Consider the following 26,591-nt stretch of genomic DNA (forward strand, 5'->3'; position numbering starts at 1 on the left):
GCTCTGCGTCCGCGCATGGGACGCGGAGCGTCCCGGGCTGCATTCCCACGCGGAGCGTGGGAACGATCACTATGCAAGGCCAAGCATATGCCCACTGCCCTTTACCGATTTATCTATGCCATCGCACTCTTGCTGCCGCTACTGGCCCACGCCGGCGACGCCGAAGACTTCGTCGCGGCCAACCCGACGCAACAGGCCAGACTGCTGGAAACCTGGGCCGCGCAGCCCGATCCGGCGCGCATCGAACTGCTCGGTGCCTTGCAGCAAGGCGAGCTAAGCATCGACGGCCAACCCAAAACCTTGCGCCTGAACAACCGCCTGCGGGGTCTGATCGACACCGCCATGGCCAGCCACCAATTGCTCGCCGCCGACGCCAATATCCGGATGAGCGCCGCGCAGCAATTGCAGAAAAGCGCGAAACCCGCGCAGCTGAAATTCCTCGACCGGCAACTGGCTGGCGAACAAGACGAAAGTGTCCACGCCGCGCTGAGCCTGGCGCTGGCCAATCTGCAACTGGTCGACAGCGACCCGGCCGTGCGCCTCGCGGCGGTGCGTTTGCTCGGTGAAACCGGCGATCCGCTGGCGCGCACACGCCTCGAAGGCCTGCTCGAACCGGGTGTGGAAAGCGATGCCGGCGTGCGCACCGCCGCTGAAACCAGCCTTGCCCAAGTCAAACGCAAACTGCTGATCGGCGAAGTCCTCGGTCAGGCATTCAGCGGCATGTCCCTCGGCTCGATTCTGCTGCTCGCGGCGCTCGGTCTGGCGATCACCTTCGGCCTGCTCGGGGTGATCAACATGGCCCACGGCGAAATGCTGATGCTCGGTGCCTACTCGACCTACGTGGTGCAGTTGATGTTCCAGCGCTACGCACCGCAAGCCATCGAGTTCTATCCGTTGATCGCGCTGCCGGTGGCGTTTTTCGTCACGGCGGCGATCGGCATGGCGCTGGAGCGCACGGTGATCCGTCACCTCTACGGCCGCCCGCTGGAAACCCTGCTCGCAACGTGGGGCATCAGCCTGATGCTGATTCAACTGGTACGTCTGATGTTCGGTGCGCAGAACGTTGAAGTCGCCAACCCGGCGTGGCTGTCGGGCGGGATTCAGGTGCTGCCGAATCTGGTGCTGCCGTACAACCGCATCGTGATCATCGCGTTCGCGCTGTTCGTGGTGGTGCTGACCTGGCTGCTGCTGAACAAGACCCGCCTGGGCCTGAACGTGCGCGCCGTCACTCAGAACCGCAACATGGCCGCCTGCTGCGGCGTGCCGACCGGGCGTGTCGACATGCTCGCGTTCGGCCTCGGCTCGGGCATCGCCGGCCTCGGTGGTGTGGCGCTGAGCCAGATCGGCAACGTCGGCCCGGATCTCGGCCAGAGCTACATCATCGACTCGTTTCTGGTGGTAGTGCTCGGCGGCGTTGGGCAACTCGCCGGTAGCGTGCTCGCCGCATTTGGCTTAGGCATCGCCAACAAGATTCTCGAACCGCAGATCGGTGCGGTACTCGGCAAGATCCTGATCCTCGCGCTGATCATTCTGTTCATTCAGAAACGTCCGCAAGGCCTCTTCGCACTGAAAGGACGGGTGATCGACTGATGAACCAGCCTCTGTTAGTCACGGCCACACAAAAGGCCGGGCCAAAAGTCACGATCGCGGTCGGCGCGGTAGTTCTCGCCTTGCTGATCGCCCTGCCACTGCTGTCATTGTTGCCGGCGGAAAATGCCCTGTCGGTCTCGGCGTACACCCTGACGCTGGCCGGAAAAATCCTCTGCTACGCCATCGTCGCCCTGGCGCTGGATCTGGTCTGGGGTTACGCCGGGCTGTTGTCGCTGGGCCACGGTTTGTTCTTTGCCCTCGGTGGTTATGCGATGGGCATGTACCTGATGCGCCAAGCTGCTGGCGATGGTCTGCCGGCGTTCATGACTTTCCTGTCGTGGAGCGAATTGCCGTGGTACTGGACCGGCACCAGCAGCTTTGTCTGGGCGCTGTGTCTGGTGGTATTGGCGCCGGGTCTGCTGGCGCTGGTGTTTGGTTTCTTCGCCTTTCGCTCGCGGATCAAAGGCGTGTATTTCTCGATCATGACCCAGGCCCTGACCTTCGCCGGCATGCTGTTGTTCTTCCGCAACGAAACCGGGTTCGGCGGCAACAACGGTTTTACCAATTTCCGCACGATCCTCGGTTTCGGCATCACCGAACCGGGCACCCGTGCGGTGCTGTTTCTGGCCACGGTGCTGTTGCTGGTAGCGAGTCTGTTCATCGGCTGGCGTCTGGCGCAAAGCAAGTTCGGCCGGGTACTGACGGCGCTGCGCGATGCGGAAAATCGCCTGATGTTCTGCGGCTACGACCCGCGCGGTTTCAAGCTGTTCGTGTGGGTGTTGAGCGCGGTGTTGTGCGGCCTGGCCGGGGCGTTGTATGTGCCGCAGGTGGGCATCATCAACCCGAGCGAAATGTCGCCGACCAACTCGATCGAAGCCGCGGTGTGGGTCGCTCTTGGCGGGCGCGGCACGCTGATCGGGCCGCTGCTCGGTGCCGGCGTGGTCAACGGCATGAAGAGCTGGTTCACCGTGGCCTTCCCGGAATACTGGCTGTTTTTCCTCGGCGCGCTGTTCATCGTCGTGACCCTGTACCTGCCCAAAGGCGTGATCGGTCTGCTGAAGAAACGAGGTGAACAATGAGAGTAACCGCCAGTGCTGAATTCATGCTCGAACCGGCATTCTTCCCGGTCGAGCCGAACAAGGACGAGGGCACCAGCCGCGACTCGATCGGCCTCGGCCAACGCGTCGGCCCGGGCCTCGACACCCGTCACGGCACAATCCTGACCCTGGAAGACATCAGCGTCAGCTTCGACGGCTTCCGTGCGCTGAACAATCTCAACCTGTACATCGGCGTCGGCGAACTGCGCTGCATCATCGGCCCCAACGGCGCGGGCAAGACCACGCTGATGGACGTGATCACCGGCAAGACCCGGCCGAGCCACGGCAAGGCGTGGTTCGGCGAAACGCTGGATTTGACGCAGATGAGCGAAGTGCAGATCGCCCAGTCCGGGATTGGCCGCAAGTTTCAGAAACCGACAGTATTCGAAGCCTTGAGCGTGTTCGAGAACCTCGAGCTTGCGCAGAAAACCGACAAGTCGGTGTGGGCCAGCTTGCGTGCGCGCCTCAGTGGCGAGCAAAAAGATCGCATCAGCGAAGTGCTGGAAACCATTCGCCTGACCACCTCGGTCAATCGCCAAGCTGGGTTGTTGTCCCACGGCCAGAAGCAGTTTCTGGAGATCGGCATGCTGCTGATGCAGGACCCGCAATTGCTTCTGCTCGATGAGCCGGTGGCGGGCATGACCGATGCCGAAACCGAGTTCACTGCCGAGCTGTTCAAGTCGCTGGCGGGCAAGCATTCGCTGATGGTGGTCGAGCATGACATGGGCTTTGTCGGCTCGATTGCCGATCACGTCACCGTGTTGCATCAGGGCAGCGTTTTGGCGGAAGGCTCGCTGGAGCAGGTGCAGGAAAACGAGCGGGTGATCGAGGTCTACCTCGGCCGCTGAACATTGCGAATACAAAACCTGTGGGAGCGAGCCTGCTCGCGAAAGCGGTGCATCAGGCGATGAAGATGTTGAATGTCACTCCGCATTCGCGAGCAGGCTCGCTCCCACAGGGTTCTGTGTGAAACAGAAGGAATTGGAACATGCTGCAAGTCGACAAGCTGCACCAATACTATGGCGGTAGCCACATCCTGCGCGGCCTGAGCTTTGACGTGAAGGTCGGCGAAGTCACCTGCCTGCTCGGGCGTAACGGCGTGGGCAAGACCACTTTGCTCAAATGCCTGATGGGCCTGCTGCCCGCCAAGGAAGGCGCGGTGAATTGGGAAGGCAAACCGATCACCACGCTCAAACCGCACCAGCGCGTGCATGCCGGAATTGCTTATGTGCCGCAAGGCCGCGAGATCTTCGGTCGTCTGACCGTGGAAGAAAATCTGCTGATGGGCCTGTCGCGCTTTCCCGGCAGTGAAGCCAGGGAAGTGCCAGGTTTCATCTACGAGTTGTTCCCGGTGCTGCTACAAATGAAGCAGCGCCGCGGCGGTGATTTGTCCGGTGGGCAGCAACAGCAGTTGGCGATTGGTCGCGCGCTGGCCAGTCGTCCACGGTTGCTGATCCTCGACGAGCCCACCGAAGGCATTCAGCCTTCGGTGATCAAGGAGATCGGCGCTGTGATCAAGAAACTCGCGGAACGCGGCGACATGGCGATTTTGCTGGTCGAGCAGTTCTACGATTTCGCCGCAGAACTGGCCGATCAGTACCTGGTGATGTCGCGCGGCGAGATCGTCCAGCAGGGTCGCGGTGAAAATATGGAGGCCGAGGGTGTACGCGGGCTGGTCACGATCTAACGCGCCGGTCTAATCTGTAGCTTCCTAACGATAATCACACACCATGAATTCGACTGTTGCACCTGCCCTGTTTACCCCGAGCTGGCACGCCGAGCTGGAGCTGGCCTACGCGCGTTTCGGCGATTGCACACGGCCGGTCATGCGCCGGCACCTCGGACCGCTGCGTGTGCAAAAGCATCTGTACGCCGAAGGCCCCGAAGTCTGCCAGCACATCATCGTCCACCCACCGGGGGGAATTGCCGGCGGTGATCGCCTCGACATCAGTGCCCGCGTCGAAGCCAACGCCTGGGCGCAGATCACCAGCCCCGGCGCCGCCAAGTGGTATCGCGCCGGTGGCCCGGCTTATCAGCAACTCGATTTACAGGTTGCAGCCGGGGCGACGCTGGAATGGCTGCCGCAGGAAACCATCGTCTACAGCGCCGCGCAGGCTGAACTGACCACGTCCATTGATCTTGAAGGCGATGCGCGGCTGTTCTACTGGGATGTCGTGGCGCTGGGAAGGCCGGCCAGTGGCGAGCGCTTTGACCTGGGGCACTTTCAGGCGCATCTGGATATTCGCCGCGACGGGCGCTTGCTCTGGCATGAACGCCAACGCATCGTCGGCGGCGATGGCTTGCTCGATTCGCCGATCGGTCTGGATGGCCAACCGGTGTTTGCGACGTTGCTGGTGAGCGGTGAAATTGATGCTGAACTAATGGAGCTCTGTCGCTCGCTGGGCCACGCAGTGCGCGGGGATCTGACGCAGTTGCCGGGGTTGTTGGTGGCGCGGTGTCTGGCGAGCGAGGCGTTGCTCGCCCGTGCCTGGCTGATTGATTTGTGGCGACTGCTAAGACCTGCGTTGCTCGGTCGTGAGGGCATGCCTCCGCGAATCTGGAACACCTGAAATGCAATTTAATGTGGGAGCGAGCCTGCTCGCGAAAGCGCCCTGTCAGCCAATACATGTGCAGCATGTGAGCCCGTATTCGCGAGCAGGCTCGCTCCCACAGGGATTTGTGCCAATAGTCCCGACTCTTTTCAATCTGCCCTGATGGAACCCGAACCATGGACCTGACTCCACGCGAAAAAGACAAGCTGCTGATCTTCACCGCCGGCCTCGTTGCCGAGCGGCGTCTGGCCCGTGGCGTGAAACTCAATTACCCGGAAGCCATGGCCTACATTTCCGCTGCGCTGCTCGAAGGTGCGCGTGACGGCCAGACCGTCGCCGAGCTGATGCACTACGGCACCACCCTGCTCAGCCGCGAGCAAGTGATGGAAGGCATCGCGGAAATGATTCCGGAAATCCAGGTCGAAGCGACGTTTCCCGACGGCACCAAACTGGTCACCGTTCACCAACCGATCGTTTGAGGCGCGCCATGACCTATTCCATTCGCGATGCCGTCCACGCTGACCTGCCGGCGATTCGCGAGATCTACAACGACGCAGTGCTCAACACCACGGCGATCTGGAACGAGCAAGCCGTCGACCTCGGCAACCGCCAGGCGTGGTTCAGCGCGCGGCAGGCTCAGGCCTACCCGATTCTGGTAATCGTCGACCGCGACGACGCGGTGCTCGGCTACGCATCGTTCGGTGACTGGCGCCCATTCGACGGCTTCCGCCACACCGTCGAACACTCGGTTTACGTGCGCAGCGATCAGCGCGGCAACGGCCTCGGCCCGCAACTGATGACAGCGCTGATCGAGCGCGCGAAAACCTGTGGCAAGCATGTGATGGTCGCCGCTATTGAAAGCGGTAACGCCGCCTCGATTCGTCTGCATGAACGCGCTGGTTTCAGCATCACCGGGCAGATACCGCAGGTCGGCACCAAGTTCGGCCGCTGGCTCGACCTGACCTTCATGCAACTGACCCTCAACCCTGGCGCCCAGCCGCCTGACGCCGACAAGGAGTGACCCTGATGAACGCCGCCCAGTTGCGCCGCGTCAACGCGGAAAGCTTTGCGCATTACCGCCAGGGCTTGATCGATCTGTTGCTCGACGCCGTCGGTTATGGCGCCAGCGTCGGCTTTATGGCCGACCTCGATGCGGCGCAGGCGCGCGTCTATTTCGATGAAGTTCAGGACAACGTCAACAAAGGCAGCGTGCTGCTCTGGGTGGTGGTCAAGGACGAGCAAGTGCTAGCCAGCGTGCAACTGGGCCTGTGCCAGAAAGCCAACGGCCGCAATCGCGCCGAAGTGCAGAAACTGCTGGTGCGCGAACACGCGCGCCGGCGCGGCCTCGGCCAGCAACTGATGCAGGCGCTGGAACTCGAAGCGCGCAAACACCAGCGCGGCCTGCTCTATCTCGATACCGAAGCCGGCTCGCCAGCGGAAGATTTCTATAAAGCGCTGGGCTACAGCCGCGCCGGGGAAATCCCCGACTACGCCTGCGACCCCCACGGCACGTATCGCCCGACCGCCCTCTATTACAAGATTCTGCAAGGAGCCCAGTGATGATTCCTGGCCAATACCAGATCCAGCCCGGCGACATCGAACTCAACGTCGGCCGCCGCACCGTCAGCCTGAAAGTTGCCAACAGCGGCGACCGGCCGATCCAGGTCGGCTCGCACTATCACTTTTTCGAGACCAACGACGCACTGCTGTTCGACCGCGCCGCCAGCCGCGGCATGCGCCTGAACATACCGGCCGGCACGGCGGTGCGTTTCGAGCCGGGGCAGAGCCGCGAAGTCGAGCTGGTGGATTACGCCGGGCATCGCCGGGTGTTCGGCTTTGCCGGACGAATAATGGGCGACCTTTAAATAACACGGTGCCCGCTCTGGCCCCTTCGCGAGCAGGCTCGCTCCCACATGAGAACGCGATCAAATGTGGGAGCGAGCCTGCTCGCGAAAGCGAGTATTGCGAGCGATATCAGCCCCCATTGAATCTCAAGGCATACCCCATGAAAATCTCCCGTCAAGCCTACGCCGACATGTTCGGCCCCACCGTCGGCGACAAGGTGCGCCTGGCCGACACCGAGCTGTGGATCGAAGTCGAAAAGGACTTCACCACCTACGGCGAAGAAGTGAAGTTCGGCGGCGGCAAGGTCATCCGCGACGGGCAGGGTCAGAGCCAGCTGCTCGCCGCTGAAGTGGTCGACACGCTGATCACCAACGCGCTGATCATCGACCACTGGGGCATCGTCAAGGCCGACGTCGGCCTCAAGGACGGACGCATTGCGGCAATCGGCAAGGCCGGTAACCCCGACGTCCAGCCCGACGTGACCATCGCCATCGGTGCCGGCACCGAAGTGATTGCCGGCGAGGGCATGATTCTCACCGCAGGCGGCATCGACACCCACATCCATTTCATCTGCCCGCAGCAGATCGAAGAAGCGCTGATGAGCGGCGTCACCACCATGATCGGCGGTGGCACCGGCCCGGCGACCGGCACCAACGCCACCACTTGCACATCCGGCCCTTGGCACCTGGCGCGCATGCTCCAGGCGGCCGATGCCTTCCCGATGAACATCGGCCTCACCGGCAAAGGCAACGCGAGCCTGCCGGAGCCGTTGATCGAACAGGTCAAGGCCGGCGCCATCGGCCTCAAGTTGCACGAAGACTGGGGCACCACCCCGGCGAGTATCGACAACTGCCTGAGCGTTGCCGATCAGTTCGACGTACAGGTGGCGATCCACACCGACACCCTCAACGAATCCGGTTTCGTCGAAACCACCCTCGGCGCGTTCAAGGGCCGCACCATCCACACCTACCACACCGAAGGGGCTGGCGGCGGCCACGCGCCGGACATCATCAAGGCCTGCGGCTTTCCCAACGTCCTGCCGAGTTCGACCAACCCGACCCGGCCGTTCACCCGCAACACCATCGATGAACACCTCGACATGCTGATGGTCTGCCACCACCTCGACCCGAGCATCGCCGAAGACGTCGCGTTCGCCGAAAGCCGTATCCGCCGCGAAACGATTGCCGCCGAAGACATTCTTCATGATCTTGGCGCGTTCTCGATGATCAGCTCCGACAGCCAGGCCATGGGCCGTGTCGGCGAAGTCATCACGCGCACCTGGCAGACCGCCGACAAGATGAAAAAACAGCGCGGCCCGCTGCCGCAGGACGGCGAAGGCAACGACAACTTCCGCGCCAAACGCTACATCGCCAAGTACACCATCAACCCGGCGATCACTCACGGCATCAGCCATGAAGTCGGCTCGGTGGAAGTCGGCAAATGGGCCGATCTGGTGCTCTGGCGTCCGGCATTCTTCGGTGTCAAGCCGACGCTGATTCTCAAGGGCGGCGCGATTGCCGCGAGCCTGATGGGCGACGCCAACGCTTCGATCCCGACCCCGCAACCGGTGCATTACCGCCCGATGTTCGCCAGTTACGGCGGCTCGCTGCATGCCACCAGCCTGACCTTCATCAGCCAGGCGGCGCAGGAAGCAGGCTTGCCCGAAGCGCTGGGATTGAAGAAGAAAATCGCCGTGGTCAAAGGTTGCCGTGACGTGCAGAAAACCGACCTGATCCACAACGATTACCTGCCGGACATCAACGTCGACCCGCAGACCTATCAGGTCAAGGCCGACGGCGTACTGTTGTGGTGTGAGCCGGCGGAAACGCTGCCGATGGCGCAGCGCTATTTCCTCTTCTGACGACTCTTGCGCTGCCGGGTACGGACGCTCGGATCCGTTCCCGGCAGCGCGGGTTGATCAATCAGGAAACGCCCACGACATCTGTTGCTCGCTGTAGTTATAGTCCAGGCGCAGCTCGGTGCCTGCCGGGATGTCCTGCGAAGCGAACACCGCGTTGAGAATAAAGTCGCGGGACACCTGTTTATCGCCGACCCACTGTTGCGCCTCGATATCGAAAGGCACGGTTTCTACGTTATAGCCACCCGGAGCCTGACGAATCGGCCTGCCTGCTTCGTTGTATTCGAAATTGGAATTGATCCGGGAAATGATGTTGTCGCCCAGTATGGCCAGCGGGTCCGGCAGCATCTGACCCGGGCCGTACTGCAGGCGCACCCCGGCGAGCATGCTGAACGTTTGCTCATAAGGCCGTACGAATCTCGCCGGCATGATGACACCGCCGTACACGCCGATGGCCTCGCCCTTGGCAATGCGCCGGTTGGCCACCACCATCGACTGGCCGATCAACGCCTTTTCGCCAGGGACTTTTACATCGGTCTCGGTGAATACGCGCCATTGCAATTTCTGTTCATAGAGCATCGCCACATCTTCATGACCTTCAAACTTGATGTAGGGCTTGATCTGTTCAGACGTATAAAGCTCACCCTCTGCCAGACGCACTTTGGTTTCCAGCTTGCGAATGCGGATGGGTCTGCCGGCAATGTCCCGTAGCGGATACTTGCCATTGTTTGCGCGGTTGTATGTGCCGAGCTGATTGCCGAGAAACGAGTAACGCGTTTCGCTGCGCATCGCCCGCAGTTCGGCCGCTGTGTAGGGCTTGATCGGCATGGATTCGGAAGCAAGGTAAAACTGCTCCGAGGCCCCATCGTCATTGCGCGGCAGCTCCTCCAGGGCCATTTCGAACTCATCGTCACTGCGGCGAGGTGAGCGGCGACTCTTGCGTGGCATGACCGCCTGGGGCGCGGAGACTGCGAAATCCTGCAACGGATACCAATGGTTGCTCGCAGGGTCATGCGCCAGCACCGGCCCCGAGGGCTGCAGTTCGCTCGACAGCCGCGCCCGGTGCAGACCGGTTTGTGCATCGACGGCGAGCAACACCGTGCCGCCACCTCGAACATCGGCGTACTGCCGGCCCTTGAACGTGCGCAAGCCATCGGCATCGGCGCCGGGCAGGGTGATCGACGCGGGAATCAGGTATTGCTGCAGCGCAGGGACGTCGGCGCTGGCGCCTTCGGCGGAAGCGGACGTCGATGCATGTACCTGGACCCGCGAAGTGGTTGGTGCCGGCGAAGAGTCGGCTGTGCTGCCAGCGCTTTCGGGCGTCTCGCCCGGGATTCTCTGAGTCACCGGGTCGGGCGTGAAGCGGGTTGTTTGCGGTGCGGGCGGGGTCGAATCGGTGGGTGTGCGTGGGCGCGCATCAATGTTGCTCGCGCCGGGCCTTGGCGGTTTAGGGCTGGATTTGACTGGCATGCGTACGTTTCCTTGTAAGAACGGCGCAGCGCCACGCTAAGCGTCGCGCTACGTGAATCGGCGTCCATTGCCGATCCTCAGCGCAAACTAGCAGACCGATCCGCCCGTTCAAACCAGAAAAACATGTGCAAACAAAAACCCTGGATGGCGACTCTATTCGACCAGCAAACGCCCCAACCGCTGGCGCAACATGCGGTTTTCCGCGCGCAGTTCGCGCACTTCTTCGAGCAGGTCCAGCGCCAGGGCGACGCCTTCCCACTCCAGTTCCAGATCGCGCCGCAGCTTGGCGGCGCGTTTGGCCAAGGCCAATTCGTAATCGGTGAAGCGCCATTCACGCGGCTGCCCGCCCTGAGGTTCGAGGATGCCGTGCTCGACGATCTCGATCACGTAGACGTCCGTCAGATCGGCCGCCTCACAGAATTCTGCCATGTCCAGTTGAACGCTCAGGGGGGTGCTCATGATGGGCTACTCCGTCGTCGAATTCAGAAGTTCTCTCGCGGGTCGAACGCAGCTTTTTTCGCCAGTTCCTGCCACAGCGCCTTGACCTCATCGTCGGCCGCTTTCGGCATCACAGCCTTGAGTTGCACGAACAGATAGCCGCGCTCGCCGCTCTTGCTCTTCAGGCCGTGCCCCTTGGCACGCATGCGCTGGCCGTTCTGGCTGCCGGCCGGCACCTTTAGGTTGATCTTGCCGGTCAGCGTCGGCACCGCCACTTCAGTGCCCAATGCCAGCTCCCACGGTGCCAGCGGCAAGGTGATGATCAGGTTGTCGCCTTCGACATCGAATTTGGGGTGCGGCGCAAAGCGGATGGTCAGGTACAGATCACCATTCGCCCCGCCACCGACGCCCGGCGCGCCCTGGCCCTTCAAGCGAATCCGCTCGCCATCGGCAACGCCCGCCGGAATTTTCACGTTGAGGCTCTTGCTGGTGTTGCTGACGTGCTGGCCATGCGCGTTGTATTGCGGCACCTGGAAGGTGACCTTTTTCGACTCGTTCGACAGGGTTTCCTCAAGAAACACCGGCAATTCCATTTCCACGTCCTGCCCTCGCCGCCCACGGGATTGCCGGCCCTCGCCGCCACCGAAACCGGGGCCGCGATTGCCGAAGATCGAACTGAAGAAGTCCGAGAAGTCGCCGGTATCGGCACCGCCACCACCGAAGCCGCCACGGCTCTGCCAGCCCGGTGGCCCCTGGAAGGGCTGACCGTGCTGACCATAACGGCGCAGCTCATCGTATTCGGCGCGCTTGTCGGCGCTTTTCAGTGCTTCATAGGCTTCCGAGGCGTCTTTGAACTTGGCCTCGGCGTCCTTTTCCTTGCTGACATCGGGGTGATATTTGCGCGCCAGCTTGCGATAGGCCGCCTTGATCGCCTTGTCGTCCGCTGTCGGCTCCACGCCGAGTATCTTGTAATAGTCTTTGAAGTCCATTGAAGGATCACCATCCGTTATCGATTTCGCGCCGTTGCCAGCCTGCGCCCGATTGGCACGTGCCGGGTTGACCGATCTCAAGATTGTGACCGGGTGGCGCCGCAGAAGTTTATCGGCAGTGGACGGCGGTTCTGCTGACCGCCGGTGTATCTGCCGGCCCATGCCAGCAAGTTTGGGGCAAACCACTGGGTTTCAAGGTGGCCGGGATGCGAAATAGCAGATGACCGGCCTTCGAATCTGGCGCGCACTGACATACACTGCGCGGCCGTTTTTTTGACCGGAACCGAAAGACATGAAAGACGCCTCTCCAGCCCGTGCCTGCGGCATCGACTTCGGCACGTCCAACTCCACCGTCGGCTGGCTGCGCCCCGGCATGGACACCATGATCGCGCTGGAAGACGACAAGATCACCCTGCCCTCGGTGGTCTTCTTCAATATCGAGGAACGTCGCCCGGTCTATGGACGCCTGGCGCTGCACGAATATCTGGAAGGCTACGAAGGCCGGCTGATGCGCTCGCTGAAAAGCCTGCTCGGTTCCAAGCTGATCAAGCACGACACCAGCGTGCTTGGCACGGCGATGCCGTTCAAGGACCTGCTCGGGCTGTTCATCGGCCAACTCAAGAGCCGCGCCGAAACCGCCGCCGGTCGCGAATTCGAGCAAGTGGTGCTGGGGCGCCCGGTGTTCTTCGTCGATGACGATCCGCTGGCCGACCAGGAAGCCGAAGACACCCTGGTCGAAGTGGCTCGCAAGATCGGTTTCAAGGACGTGTCGTTCCAGTACGAACCGATCGCCGCAGCGTTCGACTACGAGTCGACCATCGAGAAAGAAGAGCTGGTGCTGATCGTCGACATCGGCGGTGGTACATCGGACTTCTCGCTGGTGCGCCTGTCGCCCGAGCGCCGCGCGCTTGATAACCGTCACGATGACATCCTCGCCACCGGTGGCGTGCACATCGGCGGTACCGACTTCGACAAACAGCTGAGCCTGCAAGGCCTTATGCCGCTGTTCGGCTACGGCAGCCGGATGAAGAGCGGTGCGTACATGCCGACCAGCCATCACATGAACCTGGCGACCTGGCACACCATCAACTCGGTGTACTCGCAGAAATCGACGCTGGCGCTGGGCAGCATGCGCTATGACATCGAAGACACCGGCGGCATCGACCGTCTGTTCAAGCTGATCGAGCAGCGTGCCGGGCACTGGCTGGCGATGGAAGTGGAAGAAACCAAGATCCAGCTGACCCACACCGACAGCCGCCATGTGCCGCTGGACCGCATCGAAGCCGGTTTGAGTGTGGAACTGACGCGGGCGCTGTTCGAATCGTCGATCGATGCGCTGCTGGAGCGGGTGCGCGGCAGTGTCACACAACTGTTGAGCGATGCCGGTGTGGCGGTGGATCAGGTCGATACGGTGTTCTTCACCGGCGGCTCCAGCGGCATCCCGGCGCTGCGCAACAGCGTCTCGGCGATGCTGCCGAAAGCGCGGCATGTCGAAGGCAATATCTTCGGCAGCATTGGCAGCGGCCTGGCGATTGAAGCCATGAAGCGCTATGGCGCGATGGCCTGATCCATAGCCGGCGGCGCGTCCTTCGCGAGCAGGCTCGCTCCCACATTTCGAGCGCATTCCTACAGTTGAAATGCTATCCAGTGTGGGAGCGAGCCTGCTCGCGAAGAGGCCCGCTCAGTCGCTACGAGGCATGGATCAAACCATTCCGCCCAGCTTCAGTTCGCTCTTCAGGTACGCGTAATAAATCGGCCCCGCCACCACCCCCGGCAAACCGAACGCGGCTTCGAACACCAGCATCGCCAGCAGCAACTCCCACGACTTGGCACTGATCTGCCCGCCGACGATGCGCGCGTTGAGAAAGTATTCAAGCTTGTGGATAAAAATCAGGTAGCCCAACGCTGCAATCGCCACCCAGATCGACAGCGACAGGCCGACGATGGTGATCAGCGTGTTGGAAATCAGGTTGCCGATCACCGGCAGCAGGCCGAGCAGGAACGTCAGCACGATCAGGGTCTTGGTCAGCGGCAGCTTGATCCCGAACATCGGCAGGACCACCGCAAGAAAGATCCCGGTGAAGAAGGTGTTGAGCAGGGAAATCTTGATCTGCGCGAAGACGATGTTGCGAAACGCCTGCACCAACAGGTGCAGACGATCGAACAGCGCGGCGGCCAGTGGCTTGCGTTTGGTCACGTCGGGGATGCGTTGCAGCGCAATGATCGCGCCGAGCACCATGCCGATCAGCAGCGTGACGAACATGTGCGCGGCGTCCTTGCCGACCAGTTGCAGGTCGGACAGGTGCTTGCCCATCCATTCGCCAATCGCTACGCGAAACTCCGCCGCACTGGCCGGCAGATAGGCGTCGATGAACGGCGGCAACTGCCCGCGCGCACGGTCGACCACGCCCATGAATTTATCGAGGGATGCGCCCGGGTTTTCGGCTTCGTGCAACAGAAAACTGATCGCGCCGGCGAAGAGCAGAGCCAGCACACTCACCACCAGCGTGCCCAGCAAGGCCACGGCCAGCCAACGTGCCCGGCGGCCTTCGATCAAGCGCTGCAACTGCGGGGTCAGCATGTTGACCAGCTCGAACACCAGCAACCCGGCCAGCAGACTCGGCAACAAGCGCAGCGGCAGCACCAGCAGCAGACCGCCGAAAATGATGACGCAACTGACCCAGAACACGACATGACGCTGAGAAAACGTTGGCATACAGCCTCAAAACGAACGGCGTAAAAGGATGGGCAGTCTGCCAGCGATCCGGGGAGAGCACTAGGGATATGCGGGGTTAGAGATTGGCGGTGCACTCAGCGACGCTTTCGCGAGCAGGCTCGCTCCCACAGGGGAGTGCATTTCAATTGTGGGAGCGAGCCTGCTCGCGAAGGGGCCGGCACGCTCACTACGAGATCTGGCGGATTATTTTTTCTTCAGACAATCACTCATGAACGCCTTGCGCGCATCGCCGGTCAGCGCCTTGGTTTTCGCGTCGGCATTGCAGGTGCTCATTTTCTGCTGTTGCGGGGTCAGGACCTTGCCGTCATTGGCCGCCGGGGTGGCCTTGAGGCAAGTGCTCATGAAGGTTTTGCGCTCGTCGCCCTTCAGACTCTTGGCGGTCGCATCGGCATTGCAGGTGGTCATCTTGTTCTGTTGCGCCGTGGCGGCGAAACCCTGGGAACACAGGAACAGACCGATCATCAACAAAGGCACACGCAACATCTTCATGGAGTTTTCTCCTGGTTGCCGCACCGATGGATGCGGCCTTGGCTGGAGTGTAGCCAAATCCTGTTACACCTTCCTGCCTTCCAGGTGGCTACGACGATATTGCTCCGGCGTGCACCCGGCCTGACGCGCGAACATGGCGATGAACGCCGAGCCGCTGCTGTAGCCGAGATCGAAGGCGATTTCCTGGACTGAGCGCGACGTCTCCAGCGCCTCGATCGCGGCCAGATAGCGCAAACGCTGGCGCCACTCGCCGAAACTCATCCCCAGTTCGCGGACAAACTGCCGCGCCAGCGTGCGCTCGCTGACATGCACCTGCAGCGCCCAGTGGGCCAGCGGCTGATTGTTGCCAGGCTCCGCCTGCAAGGCGTCGAGAATCGCCAGCAAGCCGGGGCTGCTGGCGTACGGCAGGTAGCACTCATGCACCGGCGCTTGTTGCAGTTGATCGACCAGCACCTGGGCCAGGCGCTGATCGGCATCGAGTTGCGGGATCTTCACATCGCGCGCGGCGAAGTCCTTCAGGATCGCCTTGAGAATGTCACTGATCGCCAGGGTGCAGGCCCGCGTAGGCAGCCCGGCGCACACCTTGGGTTCGAGGCACACCGCGCGGTAGTTGACCGGTTGATGGCTATAGAAACTGTGCTCGACCTGCGGCGGCACCCACACGGCGTATTGCGGCGGTGACATGAAGCGGTTGCCGTCGACATCCATGTGCAGCACACCGTGCGCCGCGTATTCCAGCGTGCCCCATGGGTGCCGATGCGGTGCGGCAAATTCATGAGCGTTGAAATCGGCGTAGCGAAAGTACACCGCCGACGGCAGTTCGCTGAAATCCAGCAGATCGATGTGTTTGCTGTTCATGCTGTCCGGTTACAGAGGCAGGTTGTCCGGTTCGCAGTATAGGGCTGCATCCAGACAAGGGATAATCGCCGTTCATCAACGTACTGGTTTCAACTTATGCAATACGCTTTTCCACTGCTGGCGATTTTTATCTGGGCCGGCAATACCGTGATCAACAAACTGGCGGTCGGGGCGATTTTCCCCGCCGAGATCGGTTTTTACCGCTGGCTGCTGGCGGGCCTGCTGTTCACCCCTTTCATGCTCAAAGCGGTGATCGCGCACTGGCCTCAGATTCGGCCGAACCTGGGCAAGATTTTCGTTCTCGGCGTGCTGGGCATGGCGGTGTATCAGAGCCTCGCCTACTTCGCCGCGACCCTGACGACCGCCACTAACATGGGCATCATCCTGTCGCTGATGCCGTTGATGTCGCTGGCCATGGCGATCATCAGTCTCGGGCAACGCCTGACTGCCGGGGCGCTGGTCGGCGCGGTGCTGTCGTTCACCGGGGTATTGGTGGTGGTGTCGTCTGGCAGCCTTGGCAGCCTGCTGCAACACGGGGTGAATCTGGGTGATGCGATGATGCTGATCGCCACGCTGGCCTACGCGATCTACAGCACGCTGCTGAAAAAATGGCAGCTGCGTTTGCCGCCGCTGGTGTTGCTGTACTTGCAGGTGCTGGTGGCGATCGTTGTGCTGTTTCCGCTGTATGCCGCTTCGCCGAAAACCGGGTTGACCGTGCAGAACATCCCGCTGGTGCTGTACGCCTGCCTGCTGGCATCGATGCTCGCGCCGCTGGCGTGGATGCAGGCGGTGCAGCGTTTGGGGCCGAGCCGCACGACGCTGTTTTTCAACTTGCTGCCGTTGATTACCGCGCTGATTGCTGCGGTGGTGTTGAAGGAGCAGTTGGCGATGTATCACCTCGTCGGCGGGTTGCTGACATTGGGTGGGGTGGTGTTGTCAGAGCGTTGGACCACGGTGCTGGGGCGCAAGATCAGTATTGCCTGATCAGGCCTCTTCGCGAGCAGGCTCGCTCCCACATTCAAGCGCATTCCTTCAATGGCAATGCAACCCACTGTGGGAACTGGCTTGCCAGCGATGAACGATAACGCGGTCTGCCTGCTAACAACCCTTCGCCTCCAGCCGCGCCGCATGCTCGACAAACAACCGCACCGGGTCCGCGTCCTTGCCAACCAGCCCCAACGACTGATTGACGATGTCGAAATGGTCCAGCGGATAGTCATCGCCAATCACCGTGCCCAGATGCGAGCTGTAGCGCCCAACCATGCCGTCGCACTGCCCCGGCTCGCGCACGAAGGTTTTCGCAAACAGGCGACAGCTGCGATTCGTCCCGTCGAACAGATTGCCGCCCCGATCAGTCTTGCCCGGCTGCAACGTGCCTGACCACGAGTAATAGCGCACACCATTGACCTCCTCCGGCCCCTGCCCGCCCCAGGTTTGCGGCAAGCCTTGTGGATAACGCTGATTGAACAGCGCCACGCCGGCCGTGGTCAGCGAATGGTGGGAAGCGTGAATGTCCACCGGCAGTTTCGGCCCGTGGTAGCCGCTATCGAGCAAGGCCATGACCCAGCCGACCAGGCGCAGCAGGGCTTCGAGCAGACGGCCCCGGGCGCTGTCGGCGGGATAATGTTTTTCCAGATGGTCTGCCAGTTCCGAACCGTGATTCGGCCCGGCCACCGACGTCACCGAGGCGACCAGATCCGGGCGTTTCGCCGCCACATAACGCGCGGTCAGCGCGCCCTGGCTGTGGCCGAACAGGTTGACCTTCGGCGCACCGGTCTCGCGCAGGATTTCATCGATTCGCGCCAGCAACTGCTCGCCACGCACCTCAGTGGAATTGAGCGGCGATACCTGCACGGCAATCACCGTTGCACCCGTGCGGCGCAACGCCTTGAGGATGCCGTACCAATACGGGTACAACACCAGCCGGACAAACCCGAGCATGCCCGGCACCAGCACCAGTGGATAACGTGTCGACATGGGGCAGACATCCTTGTAGTCGGTGAGTGAATGCAAGGCGTGCAAAACGCCCGCCAAGCATCCACGCAGATCATGACAACTCGACCACCCGCCTACTTCAGGCCCACCACCCCCGCCACGATCAGCCCCACCGAGAGCAGTTTGACCAGCGTCAGGCTCTCGCCCAGCAGGGCGAAACCGAGAAACACCGTGCCCAGCGAGCCAATTGCAGTCCAGATCGGGTAAGCGATGCTCACCGGCAGGTCACGCATCGCCAGGGTCAGAAAATAAATCCCGCCGACCGCAGCAATCACGGTGATCAACGACGGCCATGGCCGAGTGAAGCCTTCGGCGTACTTCATGCCCATGGCGAACGTCACTTCAAACCCGGCAGCGATCAGCAAGAACAGCCAGGCCATCAGAATGTCCGGGCGAGGTCGAGCAGCCGATGCTCGGCCTCGGCCACCGACACCGCAAAGGTGCGTTCGGCGGATTCCTCGCCTTCGGCGGCGACAACCGTGACGTCGCTGATGCCGATGAAACCCAACGCCGTGCGCAGCCACGGATCAGCATGGTTCAAGGCTTCGAGCTCGCCGCCCGGACCGAAGCCAAAGCCGCCGCGACTGGTGACGATCAGGGCTTTCTTGCCCTGCAACAATGGCGTGTACTGGGCGACGCCGTTGTCCAGCGTGTGGTCGAAGGTCAGCCCCAGACGAACGATTTGATCGACCCAGGCCTTGAGGCCGCTGGGCACATTGAAGTTGTACATCGGCGTGGAAATCAGCAGCAGATCGTGTTCGAACAGTTCCGCCACCAACTCGTCACTCAGCGCCAGATCCGCCTGCATCACCAAGGGTCGCGCCTCGGGCTCGGGATAAAACGCCGCCGCCACAAACGCCTCGCTGACCGCTGGAATCAACGCCCGCCCGACCTCACGGCGAGTCACCTGCGCCCCCGGATGACGCGCCTGCCAGGCACTCAAAAACCCTTCCGCCAGCCGCCGCGAGGTCGATCGATCGCCCCGCGGACTGGCATGCACCACAAGAATCCTGCTCATCTGTAGTTCCTCCGACTAGAATCAATTCACTTGTGGCTTGCAGCTTGAGGCTCATCACTGCACGTCTTCAAATGAGCAAAAATCAGTCGGGATGAATTGATTTCATCCATGGAGTTACACATGTTTGCCTCGTTGCCGCTGACCGCTCTGCGTGCCTTTGAATCGGCTTCGCGGCTGCTGAGTTTCAAAGCCGCCGCTGAAGAACTGTCCGTCACGCCCACCGCTATTTCTCATCAGGTCCGCGCGCTGGAGGACTGGCTTGGCGTCGCGCTGTTTGAACGCCTGCCGCGCCAGGTGCGCCTGACCGAGGGCGGCGAGCGTCTGTTTCGCAGCCTGCACGGCGCGTTGCTGGAAGTGGCGCAAAGCGTCGATACCTTGCGCCCGCAACGCAGCGGCAGCAGCCTGACGCTGTCGACCACCGCCGCGTTCGCCGCGCTGTGGCTGGTACCACGGCTCGGGCGTTTCTATGCGCAGCATCCGGACATCAACGTGCGCCTCGACACCCATTGCGAAGTCATCGATCTGCATCAGGACGCCAGCGTCGATCTGGTGCTGCGCTACAGCCTCGACGACTACCCGAACCTGTACGGTCTGTGCCTGTTCGATGAGTCGTTCGGCGTCTATGGCTCGCCCGAGCAGGTGGCGCTGGCCGCCCGGCGCACGCCGACGCTGATCAGCGTGCACTGGTACAACTCGAAGCTCTACGCGCATGGCTGGCATGCGTGGTGCGCAAAGTCTGGCGAGAACTGGCTGAACCCGCCGCCGGCGATCCGCGAATACGATGAAGAGCATTACGCCCTGCAAGCGGCGATCGCCGGGCAAGGCCTGGTGCTGGCGAGCAATATTCTGGTTTCGCAGAGCGTCGCCAGCGGTGTGCTGGTCCCGTACCGCAGCGAAATTCAAGTCGATGGCGCCGGCTACAGCGCCTTGTGCGTGCCGGGCCGTGAGCGGCATCCGCCGGTGCGGGCCTTTTTCGCCTGGCTGCGTGAAGAAGCGCAGCGCTGCGGGTTGACGCCACGGTCGGCGCAAATCGCATAAAACTTTTCGCCGCGCGCGTCACTCACAGCATGGGTAGCGACCGCGTCAGCAGAACGTGGCGCCCATCGGATTAGCCTCCAGGAGAGACCCACATGAGCGACGACCTGCATTTGTCAGATGTACAAACCCTGCGTGAACGTGCGCGCCAACACGTCGAAAACGGCGCCGTCACCGAGAGCTACAGCGCCAACCGCGAAGAAGTGCTGCGCCTGCTCAACGAATCGCTGGCCACCGAACTGGTGTGCACCTTGCGCTACAAACGGCATTACTTCATGGCCACCGGCCTGAAAGCCAAAGCAGCCGCTGATGAATTCCTCGAGCATGCCAATCAGGAATCCGAGCACGCTGATCGCCTGGCAGAGCGCATCGTGCAACTGGGTGGCGAGCCGGAATTCAATCCCGACCTGCTGAGCAAGCTGTCCCACGCGCAATACGTGGCGGGCAATACGCTCAAGGAAATGGTCTACGAAGACCTTGTTGCGGAGCGGATCGCCATCGACAGTTACCGCGAGATCATTCAGTACCTCGGCGACAAAGACCCGACAACCCGACGCATTTTCGAAGACATCCTGGCCCAGGAAGAAGAACACGCCGATGACATGGCGGACATTCTGAAAGACCTGTAACCCCAAGCTGATGCAGATCGTTCCCACCCTTGAACGCATTTCAACTGAAGGAATACGTTCAAATGTGGGAGCGAGCCTGCTCGCGAAGGGGCCGTCAAAGGCAACCGGTTACCGGGTAGGTTTAACAGTCACCGGCGCCTTGCCCTGCTTCATCTGCTCCAGCAACGGCGCACACTGGTTCGGCTCGCCACCGCTCGGTGCGACCAGCGCCAACAGCCCGGCCGCCGGAGCAGCGATCACACCCAATGCAACCATGCCCGCGCCACGCAACATCAATGGCACAGCCTTCACCCCGGCATCCGGCTTGATGAACTTGCCGCGCACATACAGCGGCGAGCGCAGGGAGATCAGGCGCCAGCCCTTGGATTCCGGCGTCACCGTCAGGTCGAGTTGCTCGGTGGCCATGTTCGCCGTGCCGTCGATGTAGATGATTGCGTTCTCGGTATCGAAAACAAACAGCTGCGTGGTCGCCAGCCCGGTCTTGATATCGAAGTCGGCAGCAGCGCAATTGATCTTCACTTCCTTGTCGCCAAAGATCTTGCCGACCACGTAATTACCAACGTTGAGCCCGGCCAGCTCCATCAGCTCGCGGCTGATCGCACCGTCGTTGATCAACATTTTCAACTTGCCGTTGGCGCCGCCGAGCAGCTTGGCCACCGAGTTGCCGCGTCCGCTGATATCGGCGTCACCGTTGAGCTCACCGAAACTGGTCTTCATCGGTTCGAAGGTCGGGAACAGTTCCTTGAGCTTGAACTTGCGCGCGGTCAAGCGGGCCCGGCCTTCCAGCGGTTCTGTACGCCCGTTGAGGCGAATCTGTGCATCCAGATTGCCGCCGGCCACGCCAAAGCGCAGCGGCTCGAGGCTGAGTTCGCCGTCGTCGAGTTTCAAGTGGGTATAAAGGTCGGTGAACGGCAGCTTTTCGCTGTGCACGATGCGCTTGCCGGTGAATTCGACGTCGGCGTCCATGGCGCGCCAGCGATCGGTCTTAAACTCCTCGACTGGCAGCACCTTATCGGTCGGTTGCTTGCTCGCGCCGCCACGGGCCTTTTGCTCGGTGTTGGAATCGGCGCCAATCAGCGGCGCGAGATCGGCGAACAGCAATTGATTGGAGAGCAACGCGCCGCTGAGTTTCGGCCGTGGCTGGCTGGCGACATAGGTCAGGTCACCATGAATGTCGCTGTCGCCGATCTTGCCGTTGAATTTCTCGTAGGTGAATTTCGCCCCCGCCTCGTCATGCAGCTTGGCGATCAGATGGCCGTCGGTGGAGTACGGCGGCGTGTCCGGCAGGGTCACGCCGGTCAGCGGGTAGAGGTTGCCGAGGCTCGCGCCGGCCAGCTTCAGGCGCAGGTCGAGAGCGCCGAGGTTGAGCGGGTCGGTCAGGGTGCCGGCCAGTTCAATGCGGGTATCGCCGATCTGCGCTTGCGCCTGCAACGGGAAGGGCTTGCGCGCATCCTGCAATGCCAGCAGCCCGCCGATCTTGCCCTGGCCAGTCAGATTCTGGCCGTGGTACTGGCCTTTGACTTTCAGCGCAAACGCATAATCCTGCGGCGCGCCGCCCTTGTCCTGCGCGTTTTTCGCCGCTTTGGCGCCGACAATATCACTGTACGGAATCGGCTTGCCGAGCGGATCAATCAGCACTTCGAGACGGGTCTTGAGAGTCTGGTCATCGAGCGTGACGTGGCCCTTGTCGAAGCCGATGGCGCCGATGTCGACCACCCAATCCGACGGTTCGGCGTTCGGGTCTTTCGGGTCGAACTTGAACACCCAGTTGGCGCGACCGTCGGCCAGGCGTTGCAGCTCGGCGTTGGGTTCGGTCAGGTCGATACGTGGGATCACTACGCGCTGCGCCAGCAAGGCCAGCGGCGAGATGCGCAGCTCGACCTTTTTCAGGGTGACCATCTGCCCCTGCTTCGACCAGTCCGGGTTACCCAGGCTGAGGTCTTCGGCGACCACATGCGGCCACGGCACCCAGGCGCGCCAGCCGCCTTCTTCAGGCTCGCGCTGCCAGATCACCGCCAGGTTGCCATTGATGGCAAACGCCCGGTGCAGTTCTTCGGAGACTTTGCTGTTGATGGTGGGTTTGATCCGGTTCCAGTCGAAAAACACGATGATCAGAATCAGCACTGCCAAAAGCAGTACGAGCGTGGCGAAGGTCCAGCTGAAGATTTTTCCAGTGCGCGTCATGCACAAAGCTCCTGATCACGGCTGCACGGCCCTGTCCAGACGCGCAGTTGAAACGGCAGACCGAAGCGGCCCTCATGCAGTCTGTGACTGGCGAAAGGCCCGCAGGTTTAATTGAAAGGCAGTTTAAGCCATAAAAAGACCAGCAAAACTGACCGATTGGTCGAGCAGTGTTACCGCGACCCGCACTTTTGCGAGGCGCGAGTGAGTCGAAAATACCCACCTCGGTGCAAAACCATCGGCCGCAAAGGCCCGGTCTAGAGCCGTCGCCGCGAACAATCAATTCTGTTGATTATTACCATTGCGTTTATGAACTTTTATATCGACTTATCGAGAGTAGCATTGCCCTCGTACCCACTTTATCGCCCTCCCAAGGAGCAACCCATCATGAAACGCCAATTACTGTTCAGCCTTACCCTGTCGATGCTAGCCAGCACTGCTTTCGCCCTGCCCGCTGCCGATCAGGCTACTCCGCAAGTCAAATCCAGCCACTCGGTGTTCAGCCAGACCGTAGCCGCCGATGGTTCCGACCGTACCCCACAAGGCCAGACCCTGGCTGAAGGCGGTCGTGATCGCCTGGAAGAGAAAGGTCTGGTGCAGGACGGTTCCGATCGCACCCCACAAGGTCAAGCCCTGGCTTCCGACGGTAGCGACCGCACCCCACAAGGCCAGACCCTGGCGTCCGACGGTAGCGACCGCACTCCACAAGGCCAGACCCTGGCGTCCGACGGTAGCGACCGCACTCCACAAGGTCAGACTCTGGCGTCCGACGGTAGCGACCGCACTCCACAAGGTCAGACCCTGGCGGATGACGGTTTCGATAAAACCCCACTGGGTCAGGCAATCGCTGAAGGCGGTGGTGACCGTGTAATCGAACGCAACAGTGCCTTGAGCTAAGCCCATGGTGGCCTCGAAAAAAAGCCCAATCCCCGGATTGGGCTTTTGACTTTTCTGCCCCGCTGAAACTTCTGCCTCACCTTCTCCCGTTCGACGCCGGCAAAGCCGATTTGCTAGAGTGCGACGCTCGTCCTGCCAAAGAACACCCTGCGATGCTGCCCCGCGCCGAACAGAAACAACAGACCCGCAACGCCCTGATGGACGCCGCCCGCCACTTGATGGAAAGCGGCCGCGGTTTCGGCAGCCTGAGCCTGCGTGAAGTCAGCAAAACCGCCGGCATCGTGCCCACCGGTTTCTATCGGCATTTTGCCGATATGGACGAACTCGGGCTGGTGCTGGTCAGCGAGGTCGGCCAGACCTTCCGCGAAACCATCCGCCTGGTGCGCCACAACGAATTCGTCATGGGCGGCATTATCGATGCTTCGGTGCGGATCTTTCTCGACGTGGTCAGCGCCAATCGCTCGCAATTCCTGTTTCTGGCCCGCGAACAATATGGCGGCTCGCTGCCGGTGCGCCAGGCGATTGGCCGCTTGCGCGAGAACATCAGCGCCGACCTCGCCGCAGACCTCGCGTTGATGCCCAAACTGCAACATCTGGACATCGCCGGCCTGAGCGTGATGGCCGACCTGATCGTCAAATCGGTGTTCGCAACGTTGCCGGACATCATCGACCCGCCCGCCGAAGCCTTGCCCGAGCATCTGACCCCGCAGGCGAAGATCACCCAGCAGCTGCGCTTCATCTTTATCGGCCTCAAGCACTGGCAAGGGTTGGGCAGTACCGAGTAAACCCATTCTCGTTCTGACACACCGCACATCCCTGTGGGAGCGAGCCTGCTCGCGAATGCGCCCGACCAGTCGACATCTCCGCTGACTGATCCACAGCTTTCGAGAGCAGGCTCGCTCCCACATTTGGTTCAGCGCTAAAGCCTCCATTTGGTGCATGACAAATTCTTCACGCACCAAAAGGTTCCAGAAACTTCCCGCCTGTTGAAAGATCAGTCGCGCGCCGACAGTCATTTCCTACAGATCGGCCGATTGGCGCGGCCCTTGCTCTAGCCTGATCATTGTCCATTGCTGGAAGACTTCCGATGCTGGTGATTCACCACAGAATCGACCCTCAACCCGTCTGGGCCGCCGAGTTGCACCTGACCTTCGAAGCGCGCAGCAAGAGCCGTTTGCGCTGTTTCAGTGCCGAGGGCGAAGACGTCGGGTTGTTTTTGGAGCGCGGCCAGCCGCCGCTGTTTGACGGCGAGTGCCTGCAAGCCGAAGACGGCCGCATCGTGCGGGTCTGCGCGCGCCCCGAGCAATTGCTGCACGTCACCTGCGCCAACGCGTTTGAACTGACCCGCGCCGCCTATCACCTGGGTAATCGTCATGTGGCCCTGCAAGTCGGCGATGGCTGGTTGCGCCTGCTCGATGACTACGTGCTCAAAGCCATGCTCGAACAACTGGGTGCACAGGTCGTCGCCATCGAAGCACCGTTCCAACCGGAACACGGCGCCTACGGCGGCGGACATCACCATTCACGCCATGGCGACGAAGATTTCAACTACGCGCCGAAACTCCATCAGTTCGGCGTTCGCCTGTGAATCCGGCCTGGGCGCTGTTGCGCCTGGCCAGTCCGCAGTTGCCAATTGGCGGCTACAGCTATTCGCAGGGCCTGGAAATGGCGGTGGACAACGGCCGGGTCAACAACCCCGACAGCGCGCGCCGCTGGATCAGCGATCAGTTGCTGCTCAACCTCGCGCGCTTCGAAGCGCCGCTGCTGCTCGCGCATTGCCAGGCGGCCGCCGATGAACACTGGGCTGAGCTGCTGCAGATTTGCGAATGCCATCGCGCCAGTCGCGAAACCCGTGAGCTGCATCTGGAGAGCCGACAGATGGGTTACTCGCTGCAGCAACTGCTCAATGGCTTGCCGGAGCTCGACGCGCCCGGGCGTGCCTTTCTTGAACAATGCGCCGAACCCCATCTGGCCCTTGGCTGGGCGCTGGCCGCGCGCGCCTGGCAAATCAGTCCGCAGGATGCCCTCGCTGCGTGGCTGTGGAGCTGGCTGGAAAACCAGCTCGCGGTGCTGATGAAAACCCTGCCGCTGGGCCAGCAAGCCGCGCAGCGCCTGACCAGCGAACTGCTGCCGCTGCTGCAACAAGCGCAGCAGGACGCGACCCGCATTGATCCTGATCACCTCGGCAGCGCCGCATTCGGCCTGTCCCTGGCGTGCATGGCCCATGAGCGCCAGTACAGCCGCCTCTTTCGCTCTTAGGAGAAACATCAAATGAATACACAACCTCTGCGCGTCGGCATCGGCGGCCCGGTCGGTTCCGGCAAAACCGCATTGACCCTCGCCCTGTGCCTGGCCCTGCGCGAGCGCTACAACCTCGCCGTGGTGACCAACGACATTTACACCCGCGAAGACGCTGATTTCCTCGTACGCAATGAAGCGCTGGCTCCGGAACGGATCATCGGCGTGGAAACCGGCGGCTGCCCGCACACGGCGATCCGCGAAGACGCCTCAATCAACCTCGAAGCGGTCGACCAATTGAACCGGCGTTTTCCAGGCCTCGATCTGATTCTGGTGGAGTCCGGTGGCGACAACCTTTCGGCGACCTTCAGCCCGGAACTGTCCGACCTGACCATTTACGTAATCGACGTTTCGGCCGGCGACAAGCTGCCGCGCAAGGGTGGCCCGGGGATCTGCAAGTCCGACCTGCTGGTGATCAACAAGATTGACCTGGCGCCGCTCGTGGGTGCCTCGCTGGAAATGATGGACAGCGACACCCAGCGCATGCGCAACGGCAAGCCGTTCGTCTTCAGCAACCAGAAAACCGGTCAGGGCCTTGAGCAGATCATCGCTTTCATCGAACGCCAGGGCCTGCTGAGCGCAGCCTGATTCACTTATCAACAAGGAAGCTTATCC

At 61.6% G+C, this 26,591-nt stretch carries 29 protein-coding genes; 19 read left to right on the plus strand and 10 right to left on the minus strand.

Annotation, left to right across the window (positions count from 1 at the left end):
* Positions 1-87: 87 nt before the first annotated feature.
* The 10 genes from urtB to ureC all read left to right on the plus strand — a co-directional run bounded on the left by urtB (position 88) and on the right by ureC (position 8,945).
* Positions 88-1,590 (plus strand): urea ABC transporter permease subunit UrtB, encoded by a 1,503-nt coding sequence (gene urtB, locus ACGSLL_RS09405; RefSeq protein WP_394505198.1) that lies wholly within the window; start codon positions 88-90, stop codon positions 1,588-1,590.
* The gene (gene urtC, locus ACGSLL_RS09410; protein ID WP_394505200.1) at positions 1,590-2,669 is read left to right on the plus strand and encodes an urea ABC transporter permease subunit UrtC; all 1,080 of its coding nucleotides are present in this window, start codon (positions 1,590-1,592) and stop codon (positions 2,667-2,669) included. Before urtB ends, urtC begins: the two co-directional genes overlap by 1 nt.
* Positions 2,666-3,535 carry an urea ABC transporter ATP-binding protein UrtD gene (urtD, locus tag ACGSLL_RS09415; protein ID WP_016771888.1) on the plus strand — a complete coding sequence of 290 codons (870 nt, stop codon included), beginning with the start codon at positions 2,666-2,668 and terminating at the stop codon, positions 3,533-3,535. Before urtC ends, urtD begins: the two co-directional genes overlap by 4 nt.
* Before the next feature lie 140 nt (positions 3,536-3,675).
* Positions 3,676-4,374: an urea ABC transporter ATP-binding subunit UrtE gene (urtE, locus tag ACGSLL_RS09420; RefSeq protein WP_203420552.1), complete on the plus strand. Its 699-nt coding sequence runs from the start codon at positions 3,676-3,678 to the stop codon at positions 4,372-4,374.
* Positions 4,375-4,417: 43 nt separating this feature from the next.
* A complete protein-coding gene (locus tag ACGSLL_RS09425; RefSeq protein ID WP_394505203.1) occupies positions 4,418-5,257 on the plus strand; it encodes an urease accessory protein UreD in 840 nt (279 codons plus the stop codon).
* A 158-nt stretch (positions 5,258-5,415) separates the two neighbouring features.
* Complete coding sequence (gene ureA, locus ACGSLL_RS09430; protein WP_042608931.1) at positions 5,416-5,718, plus strand: urease subunit gamma; 303 nt, start codon at positions 5,416-5,418, stop codon at positions 5,716-5,718.
* Between the two features lie 8 nt (positions 5,719-5,726).
* A complete protein-coding gene (locus tag ACGSLL_RS09435) occupies positions 5,727-6,260 on the plus strand; it encodes a GNAT family N-acetyltransferase (RefSeq protein ID WP_394505206.1) in 534 nt (177 codons plus the stop codon).
* Positions 6,261-6,265: 5 nt separating this feature from the next.
* A complete protein-coding gene (locus ACGSLL_RS09440) occupies positions 6,266-6,799 on the plus strand; it encodes a GNAT family N-acetyltransferase (RefSeq protein ID WP_394505208.1) in 534 nt (177 codons plus the stop codon).
* The gene (locus ACGSLL_RS09445; protein ID WP_090280934.1) at positions 6,799-7,104 is read left to right on the plus strand and encodes an urease subunit beta; all 306 of its coding nucleotides are present in this window, start codon (positions 6,799-6,801) and stop codon (positions 7,102-7,104) included. The genes ACGSLL_RS09440 and ACGSLL_RS09445 overlap by 1 nt, the downstream gene beginning before the upstream one ends.
* Before the next feature lie 140 nt (positions 7,105-7,244).
* Positions 7,245-8,945, plus strand: coding sequence for an urease subunit alpha (gene ureC / locus ACGSLL_RS09450; protein ID WP_394505211.1), 1,701 nt, complete (start codon positions 7,245-7,247; stop codon positions 8,943-8,945).
* Positions 8,946-9,002: 57 nt separating this feature from the next.
* Here ureC and ACGSLL_RS09455 read toward each other — a convergent pair whose 3' ends face one another.
* The 3 genes from ACGSLL_RS09455 to ACGSLL_RS09465 all read right to left on the minus strand — a co-directional run bounded on the left by ACGSLL_RS09455 (position 9,003) and on the right by ACGSLL_RS09465 (position 11,839).
* A complete protein-coding gene (locus tag ACGSLL_RS09455; protein WP_394505213.1) occupies positions 9,003-10,412 on the minus strand; it encodes an SET domain-containing protein in 1,410 nt (469 codons plus the stop codon).
* 153 nt (positions 10,413-10,565) lie between these two features.
* The gene (locus ACGSLL_RS09460) at positions 10,566-10,871 is read right to left on the minus strand and encodes a chaperone modulator CbpM (protein WP_394505215.1); all 306 of its coding nucleotides are present in this window, start codon (positions 10,869-10,871) and stop codon (positions 10,566-10,568) included.
* Between the two features lie 23 nt (positions 10,872-10,894).
* The gene (locus ACGSLL_RS09465) at positions 10,895-11,839 is read right to left on the minus strand and encodes a DnaJ C-terminal domain-containing protein (RefSeq protein ID WP_394505217.1); all 945 of its coding nucleotides are present in this window, start codon (positions 11,837-11,839) and stop codon (positions 10,895-10,897) included.
* A gap of 292 nt (positions 11,840-12,131) precedes the next feature.
* Here ACGSLL_RS09465 and ACGSLL_RS09470 point away from each other — a divergent pair, with 292 nt between their 5' ends.
* Positions 12,132-13,406 carry an Hsp70 family protein gene (locus ACGSLL_RS09470; RefSeq protein WP_394505219.1) on the plus strand — a complete coding sequence of 425 codons (1,275 nt, stop codon included), beginning with the start codon at positions 12,132-12,134 and terminating at the stop codon, positions 13,404-13,406.
* 135 nt (positions 13,407-13,541) lie between these two features.
* On the opposite strand, the gene ACGSLL_RS09475 is transcribed toward ACGSLL_RS09470, so the two are convergent.
* From ACGSLL_RS09475 to ACGSLL_RS09485, 3 genes are all read right to left on the minus strand, one after another.
* Entirely contained in the window at positions 13,542-14,555 is a 1,014-nt protein-coding gene (locus tag ACGSLL_RS09475; protein ID WP_258450662.1) for an AI-2E family transporter, read from the minus strand.
* A 204-nt stretch (positions 14,556-14,759) separates the two neighbouring features.
* On the minus strand, positions 14,760-15,065 hold the full coding sequence (locus ACGSLL_RS09480; protein ID WP_394505222.1) for a PsiF family protein: 306 nt from the start codon (positions 15,063-15,065) through the stop codon (positions 14,760-14,762).
* Positions 15,066-15,128: 63 nt separating this feature from the next.
* Positions 15,129-15,923, minus strand: coding sequence for an AraC family transcriptional regulator (locus ACGSLL_RS09485; protein ID WP_394505224.1), 795 nt, complete (start codon positions 15,921-15,923; stop codon positions 15,129-15,131).
* A gap of 96 nt (positions 15,924-16,019) precedes the next feature.
* Here ACGSLL_RS09485 and ACGSLL_RS09490 point away from each other — a divergent pair, with 96 nt between their 5' ends.
* Entirely contained in the window at positions 16,020-16,907 is an 888-nt protein-coding gene (locus tag ACGSLL_RS09490) for a DMT family transporter (protein WP_394505226.1), read from the plus strand.
* Positions 16,908-17,021: 114 nt separating this feature from the next.
* Here ACGSLL_RS09490 and ACGSLL_RS09495 read toward each other — a convergent pair whose 3' ends face one another.
* The 3 genes from ACGSLL_RS09495 to ACGSLL_RS09505 all read right to left on the minus strand — a co-directional run bounded on the left by ACGSLL_RS09495 (position 17,022) and on the right by ACGSLL_RS09505 (position 18,936).
* Positions 17,022-17,900, minus strand: coding sequence for an esterase/lipase family protein (locus ACGSLL_RS09495; RefSeq protein WP_394505228.1), 879 nt, complete (start codon positions 17,898-17,900; stop codon positions 17,022-17,024).
* A 92-nt stretch (positions 17,901-17,992) separates the two neighbouring features.
* Positions 17,993-18,298, minus strand: coding sequence for a DMT family transporter (locus ACGSLL_RS09500; protein ID WP_394505230.1), 306 nt, complete (start codon positions 18,296-18,298; stop codon positions 17,993-17,995).
* Positions 18,298-18,936 (minus strand): FMN-dependent NADH-azoreductase, encoded by a 639-nt coding sequence (locus ACGSLL_RS09505; RefSeq protein ID WP_394505232.1) that lies wholly within the window; start codon positions 18,934-18,936, stop codon positions 18,298-18,300. The genes ACGSLL_RS09500 and ACGSLL_RS09505 overlap by 1 nt, the downstream gene beginning before the upstream one ends.
* Positions 18,937-19,044: 108 nt before the next feature.
* Between ACGSLL_RS09505 and ACGSLL_RS09510 the strand changes: the two genes are divergently transcribed.
* Together ACGSLL_RS09510 and ACGSLL_RS09515 are read left to right on the plus strand one after the other, a co-directional pair.
* Positions 19,045-19,974 carry a LysR substrate-binding domain-containing protein gene (locus tag ACGSLL_RS09510; protein ID WP_394505234.1) on the plus strand — a complete coding sequence of 310 codons (930 nt, stop codon included), beginning with the start codon at positions 19,045-19,047 and terminating at the stop codon, positions 19,972-19,974.
* A gap of 92 nt (positions 19,975-20,066) precedes the next feature.
* Entirely contained in the window at positions 20,067-20,600 is a 534-nt protein-coding gene (locus ACGSLL_RS09515) for a ferritin-like domain-containing protein (RefSeq protein WP_394505236.1), read from the plus strand.
* Positions 20,601-20,708: 108 nt separating this feature from the next.
* On the opposite strand, the gene ACGSLL_RS09520 is transcribed toward ACGSLL_RS09515, so the two are convergent.
* On the minus strand, positions 20,709-22,784 hold the full coding sequence (locus tag ACGSLL_RS09520; RefSeq protein ID WP_394505238.1) for an AsmA family protein: 2,076 nt from the start codon (positions 22,782-22,784) through the stop codon (positions 20,709-20,711).
* Between the two features lie 384 nt (positions 22,785-23,168).
* Here ACGSLL_RS09520 and ACGSLL_RS09525 point away from each other — a divergent pair, with 384 nt between their 5' ends.
* The 5 genes from ACGSLL_RS09525 (at position 23,169) to ureG (ending at position 26,564) form a co-directional block, all read left to right on the plus strand.
* Positions 23,169-23,678, plus strand: a complete 510-nt coding sequence (locus tag ACGSLL_RS09525) for a hypothetical protein (protein ID WP_394505240.1) — start codon at positions 23,169-23,171, stop codon at positions 23,676-23,678.
* 152 nt (positions 23,679-23,830) lie between these two features.
* On the plus strand, positions 23,831-24,463 hold the full coding sequence (locus ACGSLL_RS09530; RefSeq protein ID WP_093105297.1) for a TetR family transcriptional regulator: 633 nt from the start codon (positions 23,831-23,833) through the stop codon (positions 24,461-24,463).
* A gap of 302 nt (positions 24,464-24,765) precedes the next feature.
* A complete protein-coding gene (gene ureE / locus ACGSLL_RS09535; RefSeq protein ID WP_394505243.1) occupies positions 24,766-25,266 on the plus strand; it encodes an urease accessory protein UreE in 501 nt (166 codons plus the stop codon).
* Positions 25,263-25,937, plus strand: a complete 675-nt coding sequence (locus tag ACGSLL_RS09540; protein ID WP_394505245.1) for an urease accessory protein UreF — start codon at positions 25,263-25,265, stop codon at positions 25,935-25,937. Before ureE ends, ACGSLL_RS09540 begins: the two co-directional genes overlap by 4 nt.
* A 12-nt stretch (positions 25,938-25,949) precedes the next feature.
* Positions 25,950-26,564, plus strand: coding sequence for an urease accessory protein UreG (gene ureG / locus ACGSLL_RS09545; RefSeq protein WP_090280868.1), 615 nt, complete (start codon positions 25,950-25,952; stop codon positions 26,562-26,564).
* Positions 26,565-26,591 lie beyond the last annotated feature (27 nt).

It is taken from the genome of Pseudomonas retamae (assembly GCF_043496865.1).
GTDB classification, from domain to species: Bacteria; Pseudomonadota; Gammaproteobacteria; order Pseudomonadales; family Pseudomonadaceae; genus Aquipseudomonas; species Aquipseudomonas retamae.